Annotated in this window: 23 protein-coding genes; 9 read left to right on the top strand and 14 right to left on the bottom strand. The window is 41.1% G+C overall.

Going from position 1 to position 25636, the window contains the following annotated elements:
* Positions 1-14: 14 nt before the first annotated feature.
* The 6 genes from aroK to J8L98_RS19385 form a co-directional block, all read right to left on the bottom strand.
* Positions 15-533, bottom strand: a complete 519-nt coding sequence (gene aroK, locus J8L98_RS19410; protein ID WP_192506091.1) for a shikimate kinase AroK — start codon at positions 531-533, stop codon at positions 15-17.
* Between the two features lie 162 nt (positions 534-695).
* On the bottom strand, positions 696-2792 hold the full coding sequence (locus tag J8L98_RS19405; RefSeq protein ID WP_247682624.1) for a type IV pilus secretin PilQ family protein: 2097 nt from the start codon (positions 2790-2792) through the stop codon (positions 696-698).
* Complete coding sequence (locus J8L98_RS19400) at positions 2761-3300, bottom strand: pilus assembly protein PilP (RefSeq protein WP_192506092.1); 540 nt, start codon at positions 3298-3300, stop codon at positions 2761-2763. Before J8L98_RS19400 ends, J8L98_RS19405 begins: the two co-directional genes overlap by 32 nt.
* Positions 3300-3905, bottom strand: coding sequence for a type 4a pilus biogenesis protein PilO (locus J8L98_RS19395; RefSeq protein ID WP_192506093.1), 606 nt, complete (start codon positions 3903-3905; stop codon positions 3300-3302). Before J8L98_RS19395 ends, J8L98_RS19400 begins: the two co-directional genes overlap by 1 nt.
* A 22-nt stretch (positions 3906-3927) precedes the next feature.
* Positions 3928-4500, bottom strand: coding sequence for a PilN domain-containing protein (locus tag J8L98_RS19390; protein ID WP_192506094.1), 573 nt, complete (start codon positions 4498-4500; stop codon positions 3928-3930).
* Positions 4488-5567: a pilus assembly protein PilM gene (locus J8L98_RS19385; protein ID WP_210997792.1), complete on the bottom strand. Its 1080-nt coding sequence runs from the start codon at positions 5565-5567 to the stop codon at positions 4488-4490. The genes J8L98_RS19390 and J8L98_RS19385 overlap by 13 nt, the downstream gene beginning before the upstream one ends.
* A 133-nt stretch (positions 5568-5700) precedes the next feature.
* Between J8L98_RS19385 and J8L98_RS19380 the strand changes: the two genes are divergently transcribed.
* Positions 5701-8151 carry a PBP1A family penicillin-binding protein gene (locus tag J8L98_RS19380; protein ID WP_210997791.1) on the top strand — a complete coding sequence of 817 codons (2451 nt, stop codon included), beginning with the start codon at positions 5701-5703 and terminating at the stop codon, positions 8149-8151.
* Positions 8152-8236: 85 nt separating this feature from the next.
* On the opposite strand, the gene J8L98_RS19375 is transcribed toward J8L98_RS19380, so the two are convergent.
* Both J8L98_RS19375 and rpmE read right to left on the bottom strand, forming a co-directional pair.
* Positions 8237-9490: a malic enzyme-like NAD(P)-binding protein gene (locus tag J8L98_RS19375; protein ID WP_192506097.1), complete on the bottom strand. Its 1254-nt coding sequence runs from the start codon at positions 9488-9490 to the stop codon at positions 8237-8239.
* Positions 9491-10050: 560 nt separating this feature from the next.
* Positions 10051-10263, bottom strand: a complete 213-nt coding sequence (gene rpmE, locus J8L98_RS19370) for a 50S ribosomal protein L31 (RefSeq protein ID WP_010366427.1) — start codon at positions 10261-10263, stop codon at positions 10051-10053.
* A 227-nt stretch (positions 10264-10490) separates the two neighbouring features.
* Here rpmE and priA point away from each other — a divergent pair, with 227 nt between their 5' ends.
* The 5 genes from priA (at position 10491) to J8L98_RS19345 (ending at position 15591) form a co-directional block, all read left to right on the top strand.
* Complete coding sequence (gene priA / locus J8L98_RS19365) at positions 10491-12662, top strand: primosomal protein N' (protein ID WP_210997790.1); 2172 nt, start codon at positions 10491-10493, stop codon at positions 12660-12662.
* Positions 12663-12668: 6 nt separating this feature from the next.
* Positions 12669-13220, top strand: a complete 552-nt coding sequence (locus tag J8L98_RS19360) for an SPOR domain-containing protein (RefSeq protein WP_210997789.1) — start codon at positions 12669-12671, stop codon at positions 13218-13220.
* 78 nt (positions 13221-13298) lie between these two features.
* The gene (hslV, locus tag J8L98_RS19355) at positions 13299-13817 is read left to right on the top strand and encodes an ATP-dependent protease subunit HslV (protein ID WP_119861768.1); all 519 of its coding nucleotides are present in this window, start codon (positions 13299-13301) and stop codon (positions 13815-13817) included.
* Between the two features lie 11 nt (positions 13818-13828).
* A complete protein-coding gene (gene hslU, locus J8L98_RS19350) occupies positions 13829-15157 on the top strand; it encodes an HslU--HslV peptidase ATPase subunit (RefSeq protein ID WP_192506100.1) in 1329 nt (442 codons plus the stop codon).
* Between the two features lie 59 nt (positions 15158-15216).
* On the top strand, positions 15217-15591 hold the full coding sequence (locus tag J8L98_RS19345; RefSeq protein WP_210997788.1) for a DUF971 domain-containing protein: 375 nt from the start codon (positions 15217-15219) through the stop codon (positions 15589-15591).
* A gap of 80 nt (positions 15592-15671) precedes the next feature.
* Here the strand turns inward: J8L98_RS19345 and J8L98_RS19340 are convergent, their stop codons facing one another.
* The 3 genes from J8L98_RS19340 to J8L98_RS19330 form a co-directional block, all read right to left on the bottom strand.
* Complete coding sequence (locus J8L98_RS19340) at positions 15672-17552, bottom strand: methyl-accepting chemotaxis protein (RefSeq protein WP_210997787.1); 1881 nt, start codon at positions 17550-17552, stop codon at positions 15672-15674.
* 131 nt (positions 17553-17683) lie between these two features.
* Positions 17684-18736 carry an MJ1255/VC2487 family glycosyltransferase gene (locus tag J8L98_RS19335; RefSeq protein WP_210997786.1) on the bottom strand — a complete coding sequence of 351 codons (1053 nt, stop codon included), beginning with the start codon at positions 18734-18736 and terminating at the stop codon, positions 17684-17686.
* Positions 18733-19254 (bottom strand): phosphatase PAP2 family protein, encoded by a 522-nt coding sequence (locus J8L98_RS19330; protein ID WP_192506104.1) that lies wholly within the window; start codon positions 19252-19254, stop codon positions 18733-18735. Before J8L98_RS19330 ends, J8L98_RS19335 begins: the two co-directional genes overlap by 4 nt.
* Positions 19255-19421: 167 nt before the next feature.
* Between J8L98_RS19330 and rraA the strand changes: the two genes are divergently transcribed.
* Both rraA and J8L98_RS19320 read left to right on the top strand, forming a co-directional pair.
* A complete protein-coding gene (rraA, locus tag J8L98_RS19325; RefSeq protein WP_192506105.1) occupies positions 19422-19925 on the top strand; it encodes a ribonuclease E activity regulator RraA in 504 nt (167 codons plus the stop codon).
* Between the two features lie 6 nt (positions 19926-19931).
* Positions 19932-20990, top strand: coding sequence for a formimidoylglutamase (locus tag J8L98_RS19320; protein ID WP_210997785.1), 1059 nt, complete (start codon positions 19932-19934; stop codon positions 20988-20990).
* A 15-nt stretch (positions 20991-21005) separates the two neighbouring features.
* On the opposite strand, the gene J8L98_RS19315 is transcribed toward J8L98_RS19320, so the two are convergent.
* Positions 21006-22772: a GGDEF domain-containing phosphodiesterase gene (locus tag J8L98_RS19315; RefSeq protein ID WP_348771918.1), complete on the bottom strand. Its 1767-nt coding sequence runs from the start codon at positions 22770-22772 to the stop codon at positions 21006-21008.
* A gap of 20 nt (positions 22773-22792) precedes the next feature.
* Positions 22793-24019 (bottom strand): imidazolonepropionase, encoded by a 1227-nt coding sequence (hutI, locus tag J8L98_RS19310; protein ID WP_210997784.1) that lies wholly within the window; start codon positions 24017-24019, stop codon positions 22793-22795.
* A gap of 111 nt (positions 24020-24130) precedes the next feature.
* Here hutI and hutC point away from each other — a divergent pair, with 111 nt between their 5' ends.
* Entirely contained in the window at positions 24131-24850 is a 720-nt protein-coding gene (gene hutC / locus J8L98_RS19305) for a histidine utilization repressor (RefSeq protein ID WP_210997783.1), read from the top strand.
* Positions 24851-24867: 17 nt separating this feature from the next.
* Here the strand turns inward: hutC and J8L98_RS19300 are convergent, their stop codons facing one another.
* On the bottom strand, positions 24868-25626 hold the full coding sequence (locus J8L98_RS19300; protein ID WP_210997782.1) for an NADP-binding protein: 759 nt from the start codon (positions 25624-25626) through the stop codon (positions 24868-24870).
* Positions 25627-25636: the final 10 nt, after the last annotated feature.

The following is a 25636-nucleotide window of genomic DNA, read 5'->3' as shown; positions in this document are numbered from 1 at the left end:
TATTGGTCATTTCACTAGAAGTCTAGTTTATCTATTATTTGATTCGCAACTACTTTTGCGCTTTGCTCATCTGTTCGAACAATGTGATCTGCCACTTCTTTATAAAGTGGTTCGCGCTCTTCAGCCAAACGCTCAAGAACATCTCTTGGCGCTTCTTCTGTTTGCAATAGTGGACGGCGCTTGTCACGCTGTGTACGAGCAACTTGTTTTTCAATTGGTGTTTCTAGGTAAACAACAATACCGCGCGCAGATAACTTGTTACGCACTTCTTTGCTGACTACCGAACCTCCACCAGTTGCTAAAACAATCCCTTGTAGCTCGGTTAGATCTGAAATCACGCCTTCTTCGCGTGTTCTAAATCCATCCTCACCTTCAAGATCAAACACCCACGCAATATCTGCGCCAGTACGGCGTTCAATTTCTTGATCCGAGTCTACAAATTCAAGGTGTAATTGATCAGCAAGGTGCCGACCAATCGTGCTCTTACCAGCCCCCATCGGGCCCACTAGAAATATATTACGTTTCTCAGCCATATCTTTTTAGTACTAACGAACTCTAAAATTTGAAATAAAACCCCGCCTAACGACCTGGCCCCAAAATTAAGGGGGGGATTATCTCAGTAATTCGTGAACGATTTCAAGTCAAATAGTATAAAAAGCATCTACTGAACCTAAAATCAACCTATTATTAGTCAATTACTGACCATCTAACATTATTTTTGGGGTTACAAATATCAATAATTCTTTCTTTTCATTAATCTCACGGGTATTTCTAAACAACATCCCTAAATACGGAAGGTCACCTAACAACGGAATCTTGCTTACTGCGCTGGTAATTTCCTGTTGATAAATACCGCCTAACACCACAGTCTGACCATTTTCTACCAAAACTTGGGTCTGAATCTGCTGTGTATTGATTGCAACAGCGGGTCCACTTGGCGTTTGTACATTATCACCGCGTGTGTCCTGCGTAATCACCAAGTCTAGTATAATTTTGTTATCTGGTGTGATTTGTGGTGTAACTTCTAAACTTAACACTGCCTTTTTAAAACTGACAGAAGCCGCACCACTAGAAGAAGCCTCAACATAAGGAATTTCTGTACCTTGTTCTATGCGCGCTTTCTTCTGGTTTGCTGTTGTAATACTCGGAGTTGCAATTATCTCTCCCTTATTTTCTTGCTCTAATGCAGACAATTCCAAGTCTATTAACGTTCCATCTGCCAATTTTGCAATATGAACACCAATTCTACCTGCCGAAGTACCCGCTACTGGTAAGTTTACATTTAATCGATCTGTAAATGCAGGGATAGTACCATTGGATAACTCATTTGCGCCTTGTAACGAGCCTGAAATCGCATCAGAGCCTTGTTGGTCACTAAACCCCCATCGAATTCCTATATCCTCTTGTACGTTGTCCTTAACCGTTACCATACGAGATTCTATACGTACCTGCTTTACTGGTACGTCTAATGTCTCAACCATGCGTCGAATACTTTCAATACTTCTTGCGCTATCTTTAATCAACAACGTATTTGTACGATTATCGACAGACACACTACCTCGTTCACTAATGATACTGTTGATATCCGTTTTTAACAAATCCGCAAATTCTTCTGCCTTCGCATAATTTAATTGGATATACTCGCTGTACAAAGGCTCTAACTCTTCAACTTGTTTACGTGCTTGTAATTCTTTCGCTTCTCGTGCAGCTAACTCTTCTGAAGGCGCAACCATTAAAATTGACCCCTCCATCCGCTTGTCTAGTCCTTTTACTCGCAAAACCACATCAAGTGCCTGATCCCAAGGTACCCCATCTAAACGCAGTGTAATATTGCCGCTGACCGAATCACTCGTTACTAGATTGAAGTTATTCGTGTCTGCAATAATCTGTAGCACTGAACGAACAGGGATATCCTGAAAATTAAGTGTAATTGGCTGCCCTTGATAATTTTTCTTTTCTCCAAATACCTGCTGTTCATTATCTTTTTCTACCGTTAAAGTAAAAATACTATCTAATTGCTGGTAGGTATATTTAAATGCTGCGTTTGGCTCAATCACTAAACGCGTTTTATTTTCTTCTTTAAAAGTTTCAACCTTACTGACCACAGTACCAAAATCTAATACATCCAGTTCATATAAATGCTCATCAAGGATCGCTGTATGGTGGAAATCAGCTATGATCTTCCCGCCTCGTTCTTGCACATCAATTGCCGCATGCCCGCTTTCTAAAAAAGCAAATACTTTAGCTTCACCTCTTTCTCCTCGACGAAAGTCAATCGACTGGATTGTATTAATGTGTGTGGCAACATTGTCATCTGCAGGGTCTAACGTCTCGAGTGCAATCGGATTTTCTGAAACCTGTAAATAAACTAAATTGTTTTTTACTCGAACCTTATAAAGCTTTAACTTTTCCATAACAACCGTCACGGAGAAGCCCTGTTTACCCATATTGCTTTCAATCCGTTTTATGCCCGCTTTATTTACCTCAAGTAATTTTAAACTTTCTTCAAATTCTGCATCAGGAAAAAACAACTCTAATCTAGCCGGTGAATTTAATACTTTAACTACTGGCTCTATATCTAATTGCTCATCAAAAACAAATTGTAATTCCGTTTCATCATTTGGCACTGGATTATAGCGAACGTCATAAAGCATAGGGACAGCTTGAGCCAACCCAGAGAAAGTAAACAGGACCACAGAAAACGTTGCGTTTAACCAAAAATTCAAACCCTTGCGAGCCATAATAGTGCTACCTTTATTGTTATTCACTTGTACCGGTTTCTTCTGATTCATGTATTTCTACTTTTGTTAACCGTTCTTTCCAACAACCAGTACCGTCGGGTATTAATTCTAATAACTCGATATGATCAGGGTTCACACTAACCACTTCACCATGATACAACCCCATATATTGGCCTTGTTTAATCCTATATAGTCCTTGATCTGACGCTTTAATTAAGGCCCATGTGGCATTAGTTGTGGCAATTGTGCCTTTCATTTCTAAGTTATCCAATGGATATTTTTCCAATGGGTCTCTGGCCCGATTCGGATCTGGATGCAAACAATTTCGTATCTGCACCATTTTACTTTCTATTACTTCTGGCTCTGGTGCCACAAAAGGGCTGCGCAAATTTTCCGCATCATAAGCAAAATGTATAAACTCTCGCATTTCTGGAATAGGCTCAACTTTGGGCGTTGCACTCGCCTGTATTTGATCGATATATTCTTTTTGTTCAGCAGTATCATCATTACATGCACATAACAGTAGCGTACTAAAAAATAAGCATGGTAAACGATACATCACTTACGCTCCCCCTGTTCATAACGATACGTTTTGGCTATCACACTAAATACCAAATCATTATTACCCGCATTTTCGATCTGAAAATCGTGCAAACTCACTATTCTAGGTAACTGAGCCACCTTCCCAACAAACTTACCAAATTCATGGTAAGTTCCTACTATTTCAAGTTTAATCGGTAATTCAGTGTAGAACTCTTTCTTGACTTCAGGCAGCCACCCTATTTTCAAAAATGTTAAGCCGCTTGAAGTACCCACATATGTTAAATCATCTAATAACCCTGGTGTTTCATTCGACGTTGGTAGCCGGCGTAATAGTTGGGAAAATTGTGCTTCCATATCTAACATTTGCTGACGATATAAATCTAAGTTATTTGCGCGAGCATATTTTATGCGATAACTCGTTCTAAACTCTTCTTCCGCATTAACCGCGCTTTCATACCGGCTAATTGAGGTAGACACAAGTAAACTATATCCGACCACAAAAGTAATTACGACGACTATGACACAGCATAAAACTTTAACGACAAAAGGCCATTCACCGATATTGTCTAGCTCAATTTCATTCCAATCAATATCTTGTAGAGATTTCAAGTCAAAATTCACAGTTTATATTGCCACCCTAAAGTTACTTTCCACGCTGAGAATCTTCAATTTGTTGAAATGATTTTACATAAAAATGCATGCTAAAATCACTCAATAAACGCGACCGTTGCTCACCAGCGACAATACCTTGAATGATAGGTCGCTCCAATAAATATGATGCTTCAACTTGTCTCAGCATTTGTGATAGTCGATTATTTGACTCACTTCTACCAACAACTTTCAATAAGTTACCTTTTCGCTCTAAGCTTGTAAGGTACACACCTGCAGGTACTACTCGCGTAATTTCATCTATTATTTGAGTACCCAAATTTCGATTACTTTGTAATTCTTCAATCAAACGAATGCGTCTTTGCAAATTGTTTTTCTGCTTATTTAAATCATTGATCGCAATAATTCGCGTATCTAACTTAGAGATCTCCGCTTTTAAATAATTATTTTTAATATTTTGCCCTGTGGTTAGACTATCGTAAAACGCACCGATGAAATACATCACTAAACAAACCACACCGATAATTAAACCTATTATTGTCAAAAACTTCTGCTGTGATGCTTGTCGTTCTTGCTCTCTCCAAGGAAGTAGATTTATATGTGGCATGATGTAAAGCTCCTAAGTGCCAAACCCGTCGCTATTGCAAACTGCGCTCGGTGCCGTTGCAATACATTACGGTCTACCTTTGGCGATACTTCCATATCCGCAAATGGATCAGCTACTATGGTATGAATACCTAATTCATCCACTAACAATCTATCCAACCCCTCAACCAGCGAAGTTCCTCCTGTTAGTACTACATAATCTACGTGATCTTTACCGCTAGTCGTCATGAACATTTGTACAGCTCTTCTTACTTGCTGCAATAATGCAGTCTGAAAAGGGGCAAGTACTTCAAAAGTATAGTTAGGGGGTAAATCTCCGGTCGTTTTAGCAATTTCAGCTTCATCGAAACTTTTATTGTAATAGGCAACAATACTATTTGTGTACTGCTCTCCACCAAACACTTGATCTCTTGTATAAATCGCTTTTCCAGATTGAATCACACTCACTAACGTAATCACAGCGCCAATATCAATCACCGCAACCACTTTATCAAATGCATCGGAAGGCAATTGCCCATACAAAACATCTAAAGAACGTCCAAGCGCATAACTTTCTACATCGACAACTTTTGTTTTATAACCTGCATCATCTAACGCGTTAACACGTGCTTGCACACTTTCAGTACGCGCTGCTGACAACAGTACATTTACTCTAGACGGATCGGCTTCATTAACAGAGATCTTTTCAAAATCTAGGCTAACCTCATCCAACGGATAAGGTATCAAACTATCGGCTTCTATCGCAATTTGCGACTCTAATTCAGCATCAGTTAATGAAACATCCATGAAAATTACTTTAGTAATGACGCTTTGACCTGATACTGCGACTGCTGCATACGGTGTATGTTTGGGTAAACGCTTTTTAAGTTTACTAATAACACGGCCTATCGCTTCAATATCTTGGATCGCACGTTCAGACATTGCACCTTTTGGGACAGGCTCTATTGCAACCGCTTCAACCCTAAAACCAGTATTAGATTGTGATAACAGTACCGCTTTGGCGCAATGTGAGCCAATATCGATACCGAACATCATCGGCGCTTGTTTTTTGAATAATTTGCTAAGCATGCCTGTCGCCTAATATCCTTTGTTTTATGTATGAACGAGTTATAATTATACGTACAATAGTTATTAATCATTTTTTATTCAGATATACTAGCAGTGTCTACCTATAATTGGGAGCCTAACTAGGGAATATTCCGTGACTATATTGAAGAGAGCTATACAGTTTTTCATCGCGTGTACCATTTTAGGTCTATTAACATTAATCAGTCTTTATTACTATGTCAAATCAGATATCCCCAGTGTCTCAGTGCTTAAAGAGGTACAATTACAAACACCGATGCAAGTATTTACCAAAGACGGTAAGTTAATAAATCAATTCGGTGAAAAAAGGCGTATTCCCGTACGCATTGAGGATATTCCCCAACCGCTTATTGATGCCATACTCGCAACTGAGGATAATCGCTTTTACGAGCACTTCGGCATCGATCCCATAGGGATTGTGCGCTCATTTCTTGTTTTAGTAAGTACTGGTGAAAAGAAGCAAGGCGCGAGTACGATTACCATGCAGCTAGCAAGAAATTTCTTCTTAACAAGGGAGAAAGCGTACATTCGTAAAGTTAAAGAAATTTTCATCGCGTTGCATATTGAACAATTACTAAGTAAAGATGAGATATTGGCTTTATACCTTAATAAAATAGAACTCGGTCATAGAGCCTTTGGTATTGGTGCTGCAGCACAAGTATATTATGGTAAAGAGTTGGGTGAACTCACGCTCGCTCAAATGGCTATGATAGCAGGGCTTCCAAAAGCACCTTCAGCCCTCAACCCTATTAGCAACCCAACTCGCGCCAAACAGCGTAGAAATGTCGTGCTTGGTCGTATGTTTAAAGAGCACTACATTGATCAAGCTACTTATTATAAAGCGAAAGAAGCACCAATTACTGCGCGCCGTCATGGCGCTGAAATAGAACTATATGCGCCTTATATTTCTGAAATGGTACGCGCATATATGGTAGAACGCTACGGTACAGATAAAGCCTATAATAGTGGATTTAGAGTCTTTACCAGTGTCGAGTCTGATATTCAAGCTGCAGCCCAACGTGCTCTCGTTAACAACCTGCATAAATATGATATGCGCCATGGTTACCGAGGACCAGAAAAAACGCTATGGCAGCCAACAATTGATATTCCCTGGAACGCACAAGCCATAATATCTTACTTAAAAACAGTAAAGGAGATTGCGCCCCTGAAGGCGGCTGTTGTGACCCATATTTCTGAAAAATCAGCAACAGTTTTGAGCAAAGCTGGCGCTTATCATACGATTGAATGGAGTGGACTAAATTGGGCTCGTAGTTTCATTTCTCAGACGCGACAAGGATTACCACCTAAGACCGTTGACGACATTTTATCTCCGGGTATGCAAATATGGATAAGAAACCATAATCAGCAATGGCAACTCAGTCAGTACCCTACACCTTCCAGCGCACTCGTATCACTCGATCCACAAGATGGGCGTATCAAAGCATTGGTCGGTGGCTATAGCTTTGCACAAAGTCAGTACAATCGTGCAACACAAGCAAAAAGACAGGTCGGTTCAAACATCAAGCCTTTTATTTATTCGGCAGCCCTTGAAAGTGACTACTCTCTTGCTACGATTATTAATGATGCCCCTATAAATCACTGGGATAAAACCCAAGGATACTCATGGAGACCTAGGAACAGCCCAGATGTTTACAGTGGTCCAATTCGTATTCGCCGTGCATTAGCACAATCCAAAAATGTTGTGTCAGTTCGCCTTTTGCGTGGCGTAGGGTTACAAGAAAGTGCCGACCATTTATTAAAATTTGGATTCCAAGATGAAGATATTAATCGGAGCGAGTCCTTGGCGCTGGGTAGCGCAGCCATGACTCCGCTTGAAATGGCCAGAGGTATGAGCACTTTTGCCAACAGAGGTCATTTAATTGATCCTTATTTCATTAGTGAAATTCAAGATGCCTACGGAAATACACTTGGCACTGCCCAGCCCTTAATCGCATGTGATGAAGAACAACAAGATATGCAGACACACCTTTGTGCACCGCAAGTTATTACTGAACAAAATGCTTTTTTAGTCTCTAGTGCCATGCATAGTGCTATTTGGGGTGGAGGTAGCTGGCGACATAAAACAGGATGGACAGGTACCGGTTGGCGCGCTCAAAATCTAAAACGCCGTGATTTATCTGGTAAAACAGGCACAACCAACGAAGCAATCGACACATGGTTTAGTGGATTTAACCAAAATGTGCTTACCACTGTATGGGTGGGATTCGATGATGCTAGCAAACCATTAGGTCGAGCGGCCTACAATAATAGTTTAGGTAAAAACCAACTTGTAGGCGCTGAGTCCGGCGCTATTTCAGCGCAGCCTGCTTGGATTGAATTCATGCGCTCTGCACTGGTGAATGAACCCCTCGCACCGATAGACCCTCCGCCTGGGTTAATTTCGGTACGTATAGATTTAAAAACCGGCTTGCTCAGCCACAAAAATGATTTCACCAGTCGTTTTGAATATTTTGAATCAGGTACTGCCCCCACAAAATATGTATTAGATACTGGATCTAGTACGCCATTTGATGAGCCTCTACCTGTACAAGATGAGTTATTTTAGTTCACTCATTGAAAAATAGAGCTGCATAAACATAAAAAGCCAATCAAAATAAGATTGGCTTTTTACATACAACATCAATCATTTACTACGCTTCAAGATCTGCCATATAATTTTCTGGCAAAGCTATTTGGGCAACGCCTGAGTCAATCGCAGCATGAGCAACTGCTTTCGCTATACGTGGCAATAAACGCGGATCCATCGGTTTAGGGATAATATACTGTGCTCCAAACTCTAAGCTTTCTACATCAGCCGCTTTTAATACTTGTTCAGGAACCGCTTCTTTGGCAATACTTCGGATAGCTTCAACGGCTGCTATCTTCATCTCGTCATTAATCGCTGTTGCACGCACATCCAATGCTCCACGGAAAATAAACGGGAAACATAGCACGTTATTCACTTGATTTGGATAATCTGAACGACCGGTTGCCATAATCAAATCTTTGCGAGCACTATGTGCCAATTCAGGATTAATTTCTGGATCAGGATTTGAGCAGGCAAATACAACAGGCTTTTCATTCATCAACTTCAAATCATCAGCTGAGAGTAAATCTGGTCCAGATACGCCAACAAACACATCAGCATCAGCGATTACATCTTGTAACGTACGCTTATCTGTGTTGTTTGCAAATAATTGCTTGTATTCATTTAAATCATCACGACGCGTATGAATAACACCTTTACGGTCTAACATATATATATGTTCACGTTGAGCACCGCACTTAATTAACAGCTCCATACAGGCAATAGCCGCAGCTCCTGCACCAAGACACACAATAATAGCATCTTGAATGTTTTTTCCTTGGATCTCTAATGCATTAAGCATACCGGCTGCAGTTACAATTGCTGTACCGTGTTGGTCATCGTGAAACACTGGAATATCACAACGTTCTATCAGTGCTTTCTCAATTTCAAAGCACTCAGGCGCTTTAATATCTTCGAGATTAATACCACCAAAAGTATCTGCTATGTTTGCAACCGTATTAATAAAGTCTTCAGTTGTACGATGCTTTACTTCAATATCTATGGAGTCAAGCCCCGCAAAACGCTTAAAAAGTAAAGATTTACCTTCCATTACAGGTTTAGAGGCAAGCGGCCCCAAATTTCCTAGACCTAAAATAGCCGTACCGTTACTGATCACAGCCACCATATTGCCTTTACCAGTATATTTATACGCGTTTGCTGGATCTGCCGCGATTTCGCGCACAGGTTCGGCCACACCGGGGCTATACGCCAATGCGAGGTCTTTTACGGTTTCCGCTGGTTTGGTCAGTTCAACACTGATTTTACCTGGAACGGGATGAGCATGATAATGTAAAGCTTGTTCACGAAAGTCTGACATGACGCGATATATTCCTGCAAGAAGTTAAAAGTGAGAGTGAAGTTCCGCAATTAAGTAAACAATACCTTGTTTGCAAATATATTCAAGCAATATCAGGTCTATCCTGTGATGACACTTTACAAGCATTTTCTCTGACTTTTACTGGTATTTAACTTACTTTATCTACATTTATTCGTTCTTACTCGCTCAAAAATAAGTAAACCATCATTCATATCGAATGAAAAACAACCCAAAAAAGAGACAAATAGCAAAATAAGCTAATAAAATCCAAAAAATAGCATTTTTACATCTTTTAGAAGATCTTAATGAATTTTAACAACAAAACAACCATTAAAAACGTCGCTACTCTTCGAATTATTATGCAAAAAAATCACCAAGGTACGCAAAATACTTTACGGCACTATTTAGGAATATAGAAGCAACTGATAAAAAATGAAATGTCGTGAATTCAATAGTGAATATAGACAATAAAAATTCGAGCTTAAACTTTATCGAAAAGAGATATAAATAAAAGATATAAAAAAAGCACCCATAGGTGCTTTTTTTTCAAACGTCTTTGCTTACTTACTGCTAAGTGAACCGAAACGCTTGTTAAAGCGGTCAACACGACCACCTGTGTCTAAGATTTTTTGCTTACCAGTATAGAACGGGTGACACTCAGAACAAACGTCTAAGTGAATGTCTTTACATAGAGTTGAACGAGTCGCGAACTTGTTACCACATGAACAAGATGCATTGATCGTTTCATACTTAGGGTGAATACCTTCTTTCATAGCAACCTCTGGTTAGGCCGTATCGCTCTCCAAACCCGAAGTTTGGCACCATACGTAGTTATACAAATAATTGGACGCGTATTTTAAGTAACTAAAGCACGATCCACAAGCAATAAATACACTATTTTACTAAATTTTGTACACTCACCTGCTTTTCCCCAGTTTAAACTGGGTTTTTAAGTCCCTCTCTAGTAAATTAGCATCACCCATTTAGATACGAGCTTGCAATGTCCTTTGTCGAAGTTGTCATTAAAGTCCCGCTTCCACGTACCTTTGATTACTTACTAATCGAAGCCCAAACTGTAACTGTCGGCTGCCGTGTAGAAGTTTCCTTTGCTAATCGAACTTTAGTAGCGTTGGTTGTGGCACTCAAAAACCATTCCAACGTCCCAGTCAATAAAATTAAACCGATTACGCGTATTATCGATTGCTACCCAATCTTATCAGCTCAGCATATCGAACTTTTGCGTTTCACCGCACAGTACTACTGTCACCCTTTAGGTGAGACATTGTTTACCGCTTTACCAGCCTCATTACGCAGTGGTGAACACCCTGACAAAACCACCGTAGCCACTGTAACATTAACAGCTAAAGGTGCTGAGTTACCCAAACTCCGTTCAAAAAAACAACAAGCACTACTCTCTCAACTAGCGGGTTCTGGTGCATCAAGTGTCACAGAGCTCAAAGCCTTGGGATTTACAAAACAACAAATTGACGCTTTACAAGAGAAAGCACTCGTCGAAAAATCTTTAGAACATGATACGAAATGGACGCAAGCGCCTAGAACAATAAACTCAAAACCCCGACTGAATGAAGAACAAGCAGCCGCGTTTAGTGTTATTAACCAGCAACAAGGTTATCGTACATTTTTACTCGAAGGCATTACCGGCAGTGGTAAGACTGAAGTGTACCTACAATGTTTAGAGAAAATAGTTAACTCAGGCCGTCAAGCACTTGTGTTAGTACCTGAGATTGGTCTAACCCCGCAAACAGTGAATCGATTTCGACGACGCTTTCCTGATACACCCATCGATTTATGGCATTCAAACTTAACAGATAATGAGCGCTTACACGTATGGCGTAGAACGGAGCAAGGCAGTTGTGCACTCGTCATCGGCACTCGTTCAAGTATTTTCTTACCCTTTAAAAATTTGGGTATGATGGTCGTCGATGAAGAACATGATAGTTCTTTTAAACAACAAGATGGTTTGCGCTATCACGCAAGGGACTTAGCGGTATATCGCAGTGCCCACGCAAATATTCCCCTGATTCTCGGCACCGCTACTCCGGCACTTGAAACCTTGCGTAAAGCAATTAATAATAAATTTCAACTGCTCACATTATCAAAAAGAGCAGAAACAAAAGTAGCAAACCAATTTTTACTTATTGATATGAAAGGCCAAATTGAACAAGGAGGGTTTGCACCATCCACGCTTCAGCACATTGAACGCACGTTAGCGTGTGCGAAACAAGTGATGGTCTTTCTAAATCGCAGAGGTTATGCCCCCACCTTACTATGCCACGAGTGTGGCTGGTTAAGTCAATGCACTCATTGCAGTGCTAGCACAACATTTCACAAAGCGATGGCAAGATTAGTATGCCACCACTGCTCACAGCAAAGCTATGTTCCTGCACAATGCCCAGATTGTGGTAGCACCCAAATTATGCCTGTAGGCTTAGGTACTGAGCAACTTGAAGATTTTTTAAAGGGTCACTTCCCTGATACGCCAATAAGTAGAATAGACAGAGATTCAACTAGAAGAAAAGGCGCTTTAGAAACTGCCTTAGCTGATATTAATGCCGGTGGAAGTCGCATTTTGGTAGGTACACAAATGCTCGCAAAAGGTCACCATTTTGCCGATGTTAATCTAGTTGTCATGCTGGATGTCGATGGAGGGTTATACTCAAGTGACTTTCGCGCCACAGAGCATATGGCACAATTAATTACACAAGTGGCGGGCCGGGCTGGCAGAAGCGGGGAACCCGGCACTGTGTTATTACAAACCCACTTTCCTGATCACCCTTTGCTCCAAGATTTAGTGAATAATGGCTACCAAGATTTTGCACGTTATGCGCTAAAAGAACGACAAGAAGTAGAGCTTCCTCCCTACACTCATTTAGCATTAGTACGGGTAGAGGGTACTAATGCTAAATTGGTAATAGACTTTTTAACTGATTTAGTTCCTGCAACCCCATACTCTGGTATACAATTACTCGGGCCGATTCCAGCTCCGATGGAGCGTGTTGCCGGTAAGTATAGATACCAATTACACATACAAGCCCCCGAACGACCTGTTTTGCATCGCTATCTTGCACAGCTTTTGAGCTATATTAGTGAACATAAGCTTGCAAATAGAGTTCGGTGGAGCATTGACATCGATCCTATGGATACCTATTAGTAATTTATGGCACAGCACGACTATATAAATAGACAACCAAAAACTCGTCAGAGCGCTAAAAACAAGAAGAATGCGCAAGTATCACAGCGTAAACCTTTTCCTGTTTTTTTAAGTATCGCCGCAGTGATTTTAATTACTGGGTTCACATATGGCTTATGGTATATCAAAACCAATGCTGACCCAGGGCAAGTCAATCAAGCACAAATGCCAAAAACGGTCGCTAAGAAGATAGACACAGCCCCAGAAAAGCCAAGGGATCCTGAGTTTCTAGAAGAGATAAGAAATCATGAAGTCAAGGTCGACGTCAAAGAAATTAAACGTAACGGTCCTTATCAAATGCAGTGTGCCTCGCTGAGAACATACCCAGAAGCCGAAGCGCTGAAAGCCAAAATGGCCTTCGCAGGCTTAATTGCGGAAATAAAACGAACAGAAGGCAGTAACGGCGTATGGTACCGCGTACGTCTGGGGCCATACGATAGCAAACGTAAAGCCGAAAGTGACAAGAATAAACTAAAGCGCATCCATATTATTGGCTGCGCTATATGGGGCTGGACTTGATTTTAGTCCAATCGCCCTCATCTATGTTGTAATTAAATTTAATGCGAGGCACACACAGCCTCTCAATTAAGGAATACTATGACTACCATCGTAAGCGTCCGTCGTGACAATAAAGTGGTTATTGGCGGAGATGGCCAAGTATCACTTGGTAATACCGTAATGAAAGGCAACGCCCGCAAAGTACGCCGTTTATATAACGGCAAAGTACTTGCTGGATTTGCCGGCGGTACTGCAGACGCTTTTACTCTATTTGAACGCTTTGAAAGTAAACTTGAAATGCATCAAGGACACCTCACCAAAGCGGCTGTAGAAATGGCTAAAGATTGGCGTAGTGACCGAGCTCTGCGTAAGTTAGAAGCATTGCTTGCTGTGGCTGATGAAACCGCCTCCTTGATCATCACAGGTAACGGTGATGTTGTTCAGCCCGAAAACGACTTAATCGCAATTGGTAGTGGCGGTAACTTTGCCCAATCGGCAGCCACTGCATTATTAGAAAATACCGATTTAAGCGCCGTTGAAATTGTTGAGAAAAGCCTTACGATTGCAGGCGATATTTGCGTATTTACCAACAATTTCCAAACCATCGAAGAATTGTAAGAGGAATTGCCATGACCGCAATGACCCCAAGAGAAATAGTCCACGAACTAGATCAACATATTATTGGTCAAAATAAAGCGAAGAAAGCGGTTGCTATTGCACTGCGTAACCGCTGGCGTCGCATGCAGTTGAATGATGACTTGCGCGCTGAAGTAACACCAAAAAACATTTTGATGATCGGCCCAACAGGGGTTGGTAAAACTGAAATTGCACGCCGGCTAGCCAAACTAGCAAACGCGCCATTTTTAAAAGTAGAAGCTACAAAGTTCACCGAAGTGGGCTATGTAGGTAAAGAAGTTGAGACTATTATCCGTGACTTAGTCGATATCTCAATCAAAATGACGCGTGAACAGCAATCTAAGAAACACCAACACCGTGCTGAAGAAGCTGCAGAAGAACGTATTCTTGATGCCTTATTACCACCCGCTAAAGACGCCTGGGGTGAGTCTCAGCCTGCAGATAACAACTCGACTCGTCAGGTGTTCCGTAAAAAGCTGCGTGAAGGACAGCTAGACGATAAAGAAATAGATATTGATATTGCTGAGACTCAGCCTCAAGTTGAGATCATGGCACCTCCTGGTATGGAGGAAATGACAAATCAACTACAGGGCATGTTCCAAAACATGACCGGCGAGAAAAAGAAAAGTCGTAAGCTTAAAATCAAAGATGCTTTTAAACTGCTCATCGAAGAAGAAGCCGCTAAAATGGTAAACCCTGAAGAGCTTAAAGAGCAGGCTATTTTTTCAGTTGAACAAAACGGTATCGTCTTTATTGATGAAATTGATAAGATTTGTAAGCGCGGAGAAGCCCAAGGCCCAGATGTAAGCCGTGAAGGCGTGCAGCGCGACCTTTTGCCTCTAATTGAAGGGTCTACAGTCAGTACTAAGCATGGAATGGTTAAGACAGATCATATCTTGTTTATTGCCTCTGGTGCATTTCAAATGTCCAAACCGTCTGATTTGATCCCTGAGCTGCAAGGGCGCTTGCCCATTCGTGTTGAACTTGAAGCACTGACCGCCAAAGATTTTGAGCGTATCCTCACAGAGCCTCATGCATCTTTAACTGAGCAACAACAAGCTTTATTGAAAACCGAGCTGGTTGATATTAACTTCACTGAAGATGCACTCACTCGTATTGCAGAAGCTGCATGGCGAGTAAACGAAAAAACTGAAAATATTGGCGCACGCCGCCTTCATACTGTGATGGAAAAATTGATGGAAGAAATTTCATTTGATGCTTCAGAGAAGAATGGTGAAGCCATCGAAATAAATGCTCAGTACGTTGAAAAACATTTGGACATCTTAGTGCAAGATGAAGACTTAAGCCGCTTTATTTTATAACGAGCAAAACTATGATAAAACGGAGCATATGCTCCGTTTTTTTATGGACCGACATTTCTATGTATGTAGTAACTAAATTACACTATCACCGTAAAAGTAAGATGCTCGACATCTACTTTGATGATGCACAAACGCACACATTAAGTTGCGAGTATCTTCGTACTCATTCCCCATCGGCGGAAGTTCAAGGGCATGGTACGACACCCAGCAAGTTAGTGCTCAATAAACACGCTGTCAAAATTGAACGGCTCGAGCCAGTTGGTCATTACGCAGTTAAGCTGCATTTTAATGATGGTCACAACTCAGGGCTCTTCAGCTGGCAATATCTCAGAGAACTATGCGTTAATTATCAATTATATTGGCAAACCTATCTCGAACGAACGGAGCAATATCACGCTCAATTAGATAGTGTACCAATTAAATTTATCCCATAACCCTTGTTATAAAATCCGTTTAGCCACACACAAAAAACGCAGCAAAAGCCGCGTTTATTTGCGCTATTTTTAGATGTGTATTACACCTTATATTTTGCAACGGCTTGGTGAAGCACACTGGCTTGCTCGGACACTTCCTCGCTACTTTGAGCATTTGATTGCGCATGTTCAGATGCCACTTGGGCAATATCCCTAATACGCACTACATTTTTATTTACCTCTGAAGCAACTTGATTTTGCTCATCAATTGCCGTGGCGATATGTGTACTCATATCCATAATTGTTTGCACATCTGTAGTAATTAAAGTTAGAAACTCACCTGCTTTCTCCGCTTGAGAAACACTTTCACTGCCTTGCACCCGACATTGCTCCATGATATTAACCACTTCACGCGTACGCTGTTGTAACGTCGAAATAATACTTTCTATCTCTTGTGTCGAGTCTTGCGTGCGCTGTGCCAATGACCGTACTTCATCTGCAACCACAGCAAAACCTCGGCCTTGCTCGCCAGCTCGCGCTGCTTCTATGGCCGCATTTAATGCCAACAAATTGGTCTGTTCGGCAATACCTCGTATCACATCCAACACAGAACCAATCGTCTCGCCATCTTTCTCTAATTGAGATACCACGTCCGACGCACCTGCTAACGACTCTGACAACACCATAATGTGTTTAATGGTCGCATCAACTTCACTCCGACCTTGCTGCGCATTATTGTTAGTTGACTCCGCTTTTTGTGCTGCGGCTTCTGTATTATGTGAAATATCTTGAATGGTCGCTTGCATTTCTGTTGCAGCAGTGGCCACCATATCTGCTTCGTGTAATTGCTCGTGCATTCCAGAACTGGTTTGCGCCGTTGTTTCTGTTAAATGTAACGTGGCATCGTTAATTGTACCTAATGCTGAATTAACCTCTGAAATTAATATCCCAAAATCATTGACTAAACTATTAAAATCTCGGGTCATAATCGTTATTTCATCGTTACCCGTTTGCTCTATCGTTAGCCCTAGATTATTCTCTCGACGGATCCGTTCAATGGTTTGATAAACTCGCTCCACAGGATTAATAATAGAACTGCTTGTTAACAACACTAAAATCATCACTATCACAGCAGCTATAACAAAAATAGCAATGCCCACAAATTGCGTTTCATCTGCGTTAAGTTTAATTTCCAATTTTGTTTGTTCGACAATCTCAGCAACAACCTTATCACTTTTTTGCACATTGATTTTCATTTTACCCAATGCACCATCATCTAAGCTTAACCCCAGTGTTTGTTGTGCACTGACCAAGGCCTCAAATTTATTCTGATATTCATTAACGAGCGCAAGTAAATTGTTCTGATAGTTATTATCAAAACCAGCTTGAGAAATCTGCGTGCTAAAAGTTGAGATGAGTTTATCGAATTTAGTTAAATACTTTAAATCCAATCGTAACATGAAGTCTTTTTCAGCTCGACGCAACTGCAACATAGTGGTTAATAATTCAAAGTTTTGCCGTTCTTTAAGTAACGTTTCTACCTCATGCACAGCCCCTCTTAATTCACCATAAAGGGCATCTTTTGGATGTAATCCAATGGTTTTTTGCAGCTCCACAACACTATGAAAGTCTTGGTTGTAAGAAGCCGCTAGCCGTTTAAACTCATTCAATTGAGCCGCATCAATACCGAATTCATCGAATATCACTGACAAAGATTCAATTTTTTGTTGAAGCTCTGCATATTCCGCTTCAAATTGCTTTAACGCATCCGTGTCCTTATAGAATAGGAAATTTTTCTCATACTTGCGCATAGCTAACTCATGAATATCTAATTCTTCAGCATATTCAATCGTTTCATTGAGCCTAAGCATCGTTTTTGCTTCGAGAATAATCACAAACAACATCACTAACATTGCGATGCCCACAACAAGGGCATTGAGTTGCAAACGCCGTTTAATGGTTAAATTTTCCAATAAGGCCATACTGTTACCTATATTTTTTGCTACTTAGCAGACAGTATAGCTGAGAATATGCGTCAATGCGTATGAGAACCCCCTTGAAATTAATAAAAATCACTGCCAACTATTGCAAAAATACTGAACAAAGCAAATAGTTATGCCGCTTTACCCGTTGGTAATAACAAGCCTTGCCACAACGTTTTATGGAGCGTGTCTAAATCATGCCATTGCTTTGACATCAGCCAGTCAACCAATGCATATGGGTTAGTTGGAAAATCAATACTCTTCCCACTGGGTAATTCAAGAAACTCTTCTAACGCGTCAGAACTTAAATAGTGCATAACCCGAGCAAACCCCATCTCCTCTAACGTGTGTGCGTTTGCCAATTGCTCAAATTGACCTGCCAATGGCTTCAATAAAAGTTTTTTGCCAAATTTTAATGCTTCACTTGATAGTTCAAAACCGGCATTACCTATCACTCCACTCGTGTTTGCAAGGTCTTTTAAAAACCCCTGCCTATTTGGCTTTCGAAGATGAATATGCGCTTGTGACTGATTATTAGCATCTGGGTGATAACAGTAGAATTCTTTATCAGGAAAATCTTGTAGCAACTCTAAAACACGGTTGAGGTTTTCAAATGGCAAATATACCAACACTTTATTCGCGATTGAGCTGCAGTGATTAACTGGCTTATCATAAGGTATAAAAGGCGGAATAATATTTTTTGCAAATGGCTGCCAATGCACACCTAAATAAACATCAGCGGGCGCAAACTGCTTTAAAAGCGTACGTTTAAGAAAACTGTGACTATATATGGGCACTTTGGGACATAAAAATGCTGCTTGATGACTCATCGCTATAACCGGTATTTTGGCGCGTTTAGCAGCCCATGCGGTGATCGGTTCAAAGTCGTTAAAGACAACATCATACTGAGTTACATCAAGGTTTCGAACATCTTTAATAAATTGGCCGATCTTTAAGTTTTTTAATGTCTCGATTTGATCAACCTGACCATTACGTGTGGAAAAGCTCAGCCCAGCTCTTGTTTGATAATGGCCAAAAGGTTGCATATCAAAATATTCACTGTCTTTGCGACCAGTAAATATATAATCAACATCGATATTTTTTTCTGTAAAACACTCAGCCATTACTCGCGCCCGCGTAATATGGCCATTACCTGTTCCCTGTACGCCGTATAATATTTTCATAATATCCCTACTAAAAAAATCGCTAGACTGGCACATCCAATCCCCATCATCGCACCAACCACAACATCTAAGGGGTAATGGACGCCTACCACAACTCGTGATAACGACACACCTGATGCCCAAATTATTAATGGCCACAGCGGAACACTCAAATGCTCTATGACACAAATTGCATATAACCATGCTCCCGCACTGTGACCAGAAGGAAGGCTAAATTTGTCTGCCGGCGTTAACAGCGCTTTAAGAGCAAAACAATCACATGGCCGCACACGAGCAATCCGTTTTTTTAAAAAGAAATACAGAGGTCTTTCAATCGCAAATGCTAATACTGCGGTCAGTGCAAACTTTTGCCCTAAAGGCTCCAAAAATACAGCACAAATTAAAGCCAGTAGAATATAAAGTCCGCCATTGCCACTTTTCGAAAATGCTAACGCAACAACCCGCCACCAGTTTTTTGGGCTAGGTGTAAACACTGCAAAATACAATACGGTGTCTAACTGCGCTAATTTACCTTTCATAATGCTCACCTATTACTTTGCTCACATTTTCAGCATAGAAGAGCTAAATAACAAAGCCGTGACAGTTTTGCGACACTAATATGTAAGTTACTGTTTACCCATTGCTATGACCATTTATGGGAGTATACTAAAATGGACTTTCGTTATTTTTTCAGAGGATTTAAAGTATGGACTACAGCACTTCAGACTTGTGCGATCATTTCGCTGACGTCGTTGATGTACTCGAACCTATGTTTATTAACTTTGGTGGACAAACAGCTTTCTGTGGGCGCATTAAAACGATTAAATGTTTTGAGAATAACGAATTGATCCGCTCAACGTTAGAGCAAGATGGCAGTGACACTATTTTATTAATTGATGGTGGCGGCTCCACTCGACGCGCGTTAATTGATATAGATTTAGCTGAATTGGCTGTCGAAAACAATTGGCAAGGTATTATCGTATATGGTGCTATACGCCATGTCGATGAACTTGAAGAGTGCAATATAGGCATTCAGGCTATTTCATCTACCCCCGTATCTGCCGATAGTGAAGGGGCTGGCGAACACGGTGTCCCTGTTAATTTTGCTGGCGTATCATTTTTTGATGATGATTACCTATATGCAGATAGCACCGGCATCATTATTTCCGCTGAAGAACTTATCTTAGAAACCGACGATACGCAAGACTAGAGCACCATGACTGAACACCTACATATTTATCGCGAAGCTGATATTGCCAGCCTTGTAACGACTCGTGAGAATGAGCAAAAATTCTGGCAGTCTTTAACTTTTCTTGATACACAGTTAGAGACTCTGCAAGCACTTAAAGATGCAGCCGCTTTTGGTATCAAGTATGTACTCGTTGGTATTAATGAGGATATTGGTCCTCGTGCAAATTGTGGTCAAGGTGGTGCGACATTAGGGTGGCAAGCATTTTTACAACGATTTTTGAATTTACCCTGTAACCAATTTTTAGACCCTAAAAATGTACTGCTCTTAGGGGAAGTCATATGTGATGATCTTCAAAAGACGAGTAAAAACTTATGCAATAAGCAACCTGAACAATTGGCTGAATTACGTCATCTATGTGCCGATATAGATCAACGTGTCAGTAATGTCCTCAAAATGGTATTTGCAGCTGGCTTAGAGCCTATCATTATTGGTGGGGGTCATAATAACTGCTTGGGTATTATACAAGCACTTCACTCAGTAACAGGGCAAGCATGCCATGCGATTAACTTTGACCCACACGCTGACTTTAGAGCGATAGAAGGGCGTCACAGTGGCAATGGATTTCATTATGCCTACCAACAAAACATGTTAAGCGATTATCATGTTGTAGGTTTACATGCTCAAAAAAATAATCAAGCAATTTTAGAAGCATTAGATACAGCGAATTTTAGCTATACCACTTATCAAGATATCCTTGTGACGCGAAGATGCACGTTAACTCAAGCGATTAAAATGGGTTTAGATCGCTTTGACAATACTGCCCCTATGGGAGTTGAAGTGGACGTAGATAGTATTAGTGGCATGCCTGTAAGTGCCTATACAAACTGTGGCTTTACAACCAACGATGCTGAACACTTTGTATCATTATCTGCCGAGCAAAGTAATACCGCTTATTTACATTTGTGTGAAGCGGCCCCCGCTAATCACCCCCAAGGGTTGGCGCAAGGGTTGATCGAAGCAGGTCAAGTACTTAGCGGTTTAGTGTGTAGCTACCTTACGAGTCGCCAACGCGTTGAGAATTAATTCAAAATCACGCCATTAATGCTCTAGTTTCCATTGTTTCAGCCAGCTTATCATACCTACGCTGCTTAAAGGTCTAGCAAAAAAATAGCCTTGGGCAGCAAATGTTTCTAAGCTTTGTACAAAGTTAAGCTGCTCTTGAGTTTCAACGCCTTCGCAAATTACTTTACTATTAAGCTGCTGCTGCATTTCTACCATGCCCCGGACTACACTTTTAAACTGTCCTTGCTGCTGATGTTCCGCAGTTAGAGACCGCCCAACTTTCACGTAATCTACAGAAAGCTTTGGTAACTTCGCTAGAATTAATGGCGCTTCTCCAAATCCATCTACACACAATCGAACGCCAATACTTCTCAAACGTGCCACCATAGCAACACCTTGTGCATCCAATGACATAAACAGAGCTGATGGACACTCAATAATTAAGTCCCCAGGTAATAAATGATGTTCCAGTAGAATCCTATCCAGAAATTCAATAAATTCTTCATGCAGCATTTCAGGGCCAAATACGTTTACGCTCAACGGCATATGGATATTGTCCATTCTCAACGCCATGGCAATTTCAGCTGCCCGCTCGATGACATAATGTGCAACTGGCACAGCTAATCCAGCCAAACGAATATCATCAATAAATCTACCCGCAGCCAAAATTCCCTGCTTAGGATGTTGCCAACGTAACAATAACTCTAAAAACTCTATCTCGTTATCTTGATGACGGATCACAGGTTGAAAGTACAGCTCAAATTCACTGCGAAAATCAATATGGGCAAGTTCAGCCAAACGCGCCTGTTGTTCTAATTTAGTAATTTGCATTTGTTGTTGATATGCACAGACAGCGCGATTTGGTTGACTATCTAATGCCAAAAACCCACATGTAAGTAAATTATCAAATTGACCAAGCTCTTCATCACAGTTGACATAACTCGCCCGCGCACTCACTTCTAAGGTACAATTTCCAACATTAAAGGGTTTTAGCGTACTACGTAAAATATCATCAATGAGTTGTTCATGGAGGTGTTTTTGGTTACTCAGTCCACATACGAAAACAAAATGGAGTCCACCTAAATGAGCAACCCTTGCCATATCGTTACCATTTGCAATCGCAATAACATCATGGCTGTGTAATTGTTGTTTAATTCTATTTGCTGATTGCGCAAGCAGTAAATCTCCAAATTCCCGACCTAAATGTAGATTAACTTGCTCAAAACCTTCAAGGCGGATCATCACCAACATTGCAGGTCCAGGGTCTAAAGTTCTAAACTCATTAAAAGCAGCTCTTAAACTTGCCCGATCAGGCAAACCTAACACATCATGAGCTTGGTCACTTGCGGCTTCACTTTGAACCGCCTCAACCTCTTCATCATTACCAAGAAGGCAAAGCTGCCCAATATACAGCAGGCCTAGCACTGCAACACTCAGTACGTGTGGCCAAGACCATACGATATGCCCTCCCAACAACATAATAAATATCAGTGCACATACACAGCTCAATACAAGATGAGCACCTTCACTATATCGTAAGTTATACATAATATGCAGGATTAGGGTCAGTCCAAAAACATACTGAATCCAATCAGTATTCATGGCGAGTGCTGCCAGCCCTATTCCCGCCGTCACTGCATGTAAAATACGCAGTCGCGGTTTTTTACTCAACACGATTACAGCCATGCTGCCCATCAATATGACACCCGCTAGCAAAGCCGCTAGAAGAGGAATGAACCCCTGTTGCAATCCATTGAGTACGGGGATCGCGGTGACGGACCACATATGTGTGAAAGCCGACATCAATACCCCATTGCAAAAAATTAATACTGAATAAGTTTACCTAAGATCCAGAGATTTAACAGATCATTCACGCCAAATTGGTAACTTAATTGCGCAGGATGACTAATATCCCATAACGCAATGTCTGCTCGCATCCCTTCTTTTAAAACACCTCGGTCCGATAAACCAAGCGCCTTAGCAGCTTCACAAGTTACCCCTTTGAGGGTTTCTTCTGGTGTCATTCTAAACAATGTACAACCCATGTTTAACATTAACCGCAACGAACATAGTGGCGCCGTCCCTGGATTAAAATCACTCGCAATGGCCATAGATACATGATGTTTTCGAAGTAATTCAATAGGTGGTAGCTGCGTTTCTCTCAGAAAATAAAATGCTCCGGGAAGTAGTACGGCAGTAGTGCCGGCATTAGCCATAGCAATCACACCAGCTTCATCTAAATACTCAATATGATCTGCCGATAAACCTTTAAACTCAGCAACTAATTCAGTGCCTTTTTGATTAGATAATTGCTCTGCGTGACACTTCACTTTTAGCCCGAGTTTAGTAGCTGCCTCAAACACTCGACGTGTTTGTTCATAACTAAACCCAACATTTTCGCAAAAAACATCAACCGCGGTGGCCAAGTTCAGTTCAGCTACACGAGGCAGCATGTCATTACATACAATATCAATATACTCATCAGCACGCCCGGCATACTCGGGGGGTAATGCATGAGCCCCTAAAAACGTACTATGAATATCTATCGGGTGATGCGCAGATAAAAGCGTGTTTACTTCGAGTAATTTAAGTTCATTTTCTGTATCTAAACCATAACCTGTTTTACTCTCAACCGTTGTAACACCTTCTCTTAATAAGCTATTTAAACGTGTCTTTGCATTAACAAATAATGTTTCGTGATCTGCCTCACGTGTCGCACGAACTGTACTAGCAATCCCGCCACCTTGCTGAGCAATCTGTTGGTAGGATACACCTTGCAAACGTTGTTCAAATTCTGTGGCACGATTACCTGCAAATAGAATATGTGTGTGACAATCAATTAAGCTCGGTGTTAGCCATGCGCCTTTTCCAGAATGTACAGGTGTCACTAAAGCATCAAATTTAGGCATATCGGCTTGCTTACCTAACCAAGCTATAGTGCCATCTTTAATCATTACAGCTCCCTGCTCAATCATGCCATAAGCATCAGAACGGTCAACGTCCATCGTTGCAAGGTTCACATCACAAATTACTAAATCAGGCTCAATCATCGCCACAGCTCCGAAAATAAATATCTGATATGAGTGTAACAAGGTTACTTGTATATACAAGAAAGTTGTGCCATCTTTTGCATACATGACTCTTAATTCGGCATGCTTGGTATGACCCAACAACCTAAATTTGCACTTATAAAACAACATATTATCGACAATATTAGAACCGCAAACTGGGTTGAAGATCAACGCGTTCCATCAGAAAATGAATTAGCAGAACAATTTTCGGTAAGTCGCATGACAGCACGTAGAGCGCTCAGTGAGTTAACAAATGCGGGAATTTTGACACGAAGTCAAGGTTTAGGCACATTTGTAGCAAGCCTTAAATCACAATCCTCCTTATTAGAAATTAAGAATATTTCTGATGAAGTTCAAGCCCGTAATGGTGCATATTCTTGCAGCGTCTTATCGCTAGAGTCCATATCTGCCATTGCACCCATAGCCATAGCTTTAGGTGTCGATATAGACAGTCAAGTCTACCGAAGTGTCTTAGTCCACAATGAAAATGAGCAACCACTACAAGTGGAGGAACGATTTGTTAACCCTACACTTGCCAGCAATTATTTGCAGCAAGACTTCAACTTAACTACACCACACGAATATTTATCGCAAGTGGCACCTTTGACGGAAGCCCGCCACACTGTTGAGGCGATTATGCCGTCCATTGAAGTTTGCCAATGGTTAAGCTTATTTAATGAAGAGCCTTGCTTACAAGTTATTCGCCGTACTTGGTCGTATGAAGGCATCGTCAGTTTTGCTCGTTTAATTTCTCCTGGCAGCAAATACCGTTTAGGCGGACACTTAACATTCAAACGCAACAGCGAGTAGAGGTTTCTCCATATTCGTTAGATAGCATGTAAATATTCAAAACCAAGTTGCTCTATAGCCGAACCATCAATAATACGTTCGCTTTCTGTTTCACACGAAAATGTGGGGGGCTGGGTTTCCAATAATTGACATTTTTGTTGATAATACTGCGCACGCGTCGGGTGCCATGGATGACATAAATTATATATTGCTTGGTTATGGTGCCAGTTAGATAGAACAGTAAATATACCATTTAAAACATCTTGCTGATGTACCATATTAACATGCCCATGCGATGAACTTTTCAGTGCCTTTGCTGCAATAAATTGACCTGGCTCTCTATTTGGCCCAACCAAACCAGCTAATCTCAAAACTTTGCCACCCTGATTCAATACCATGCGCTCCGCATTAACCAACATTTGCTGCCGGTCTGTTGAAGTCTCAATAGAGCTGTGTTCATTGTATAACCCGTCGGCACGGCTATACACCCCGGTACTTGAGCACAGTAAAAAGCCTTTAGCGGACATATCTTTACTCAATGTTAAAGCATGCTCTAAAGTATGTAGGTACTGACTATCTTTATTTCTTGCTCTTGGTGGTATAGCGCATACCCACCAAGCATTGTGCAATGATAAGGTATGAGCAATCCGCTCTTCTAACAAACTGAACTGTCGTTCAAATGGTACTGTAGGGTCAGGGTTTCGCCGTGTTCCCTGTACTTGCCAACCTCGTTCGTTCGCCTGCCGACACAAAGGTTGGCCAAGCCAACCTGCCCCCAATACAATTAACTGCGTCATACTTTTATCC

This window comes from Pseudoalteromonas sp. MMG013 (assembly GCF_018100885.1).
In the GTDB taxonomy this organism is placed as follows: Bacteria; Pseudomonadota; Gammaproteobacteria; order Enterobacterales; family Alteromonadaceae; genus Pseudoalteromonas; species Pseudoalteromonas aurantia.
Note: the sequence above shows the minus strand (reverse complement) of the source record. Positions and strands in the feature narration are given on the sequence as shown.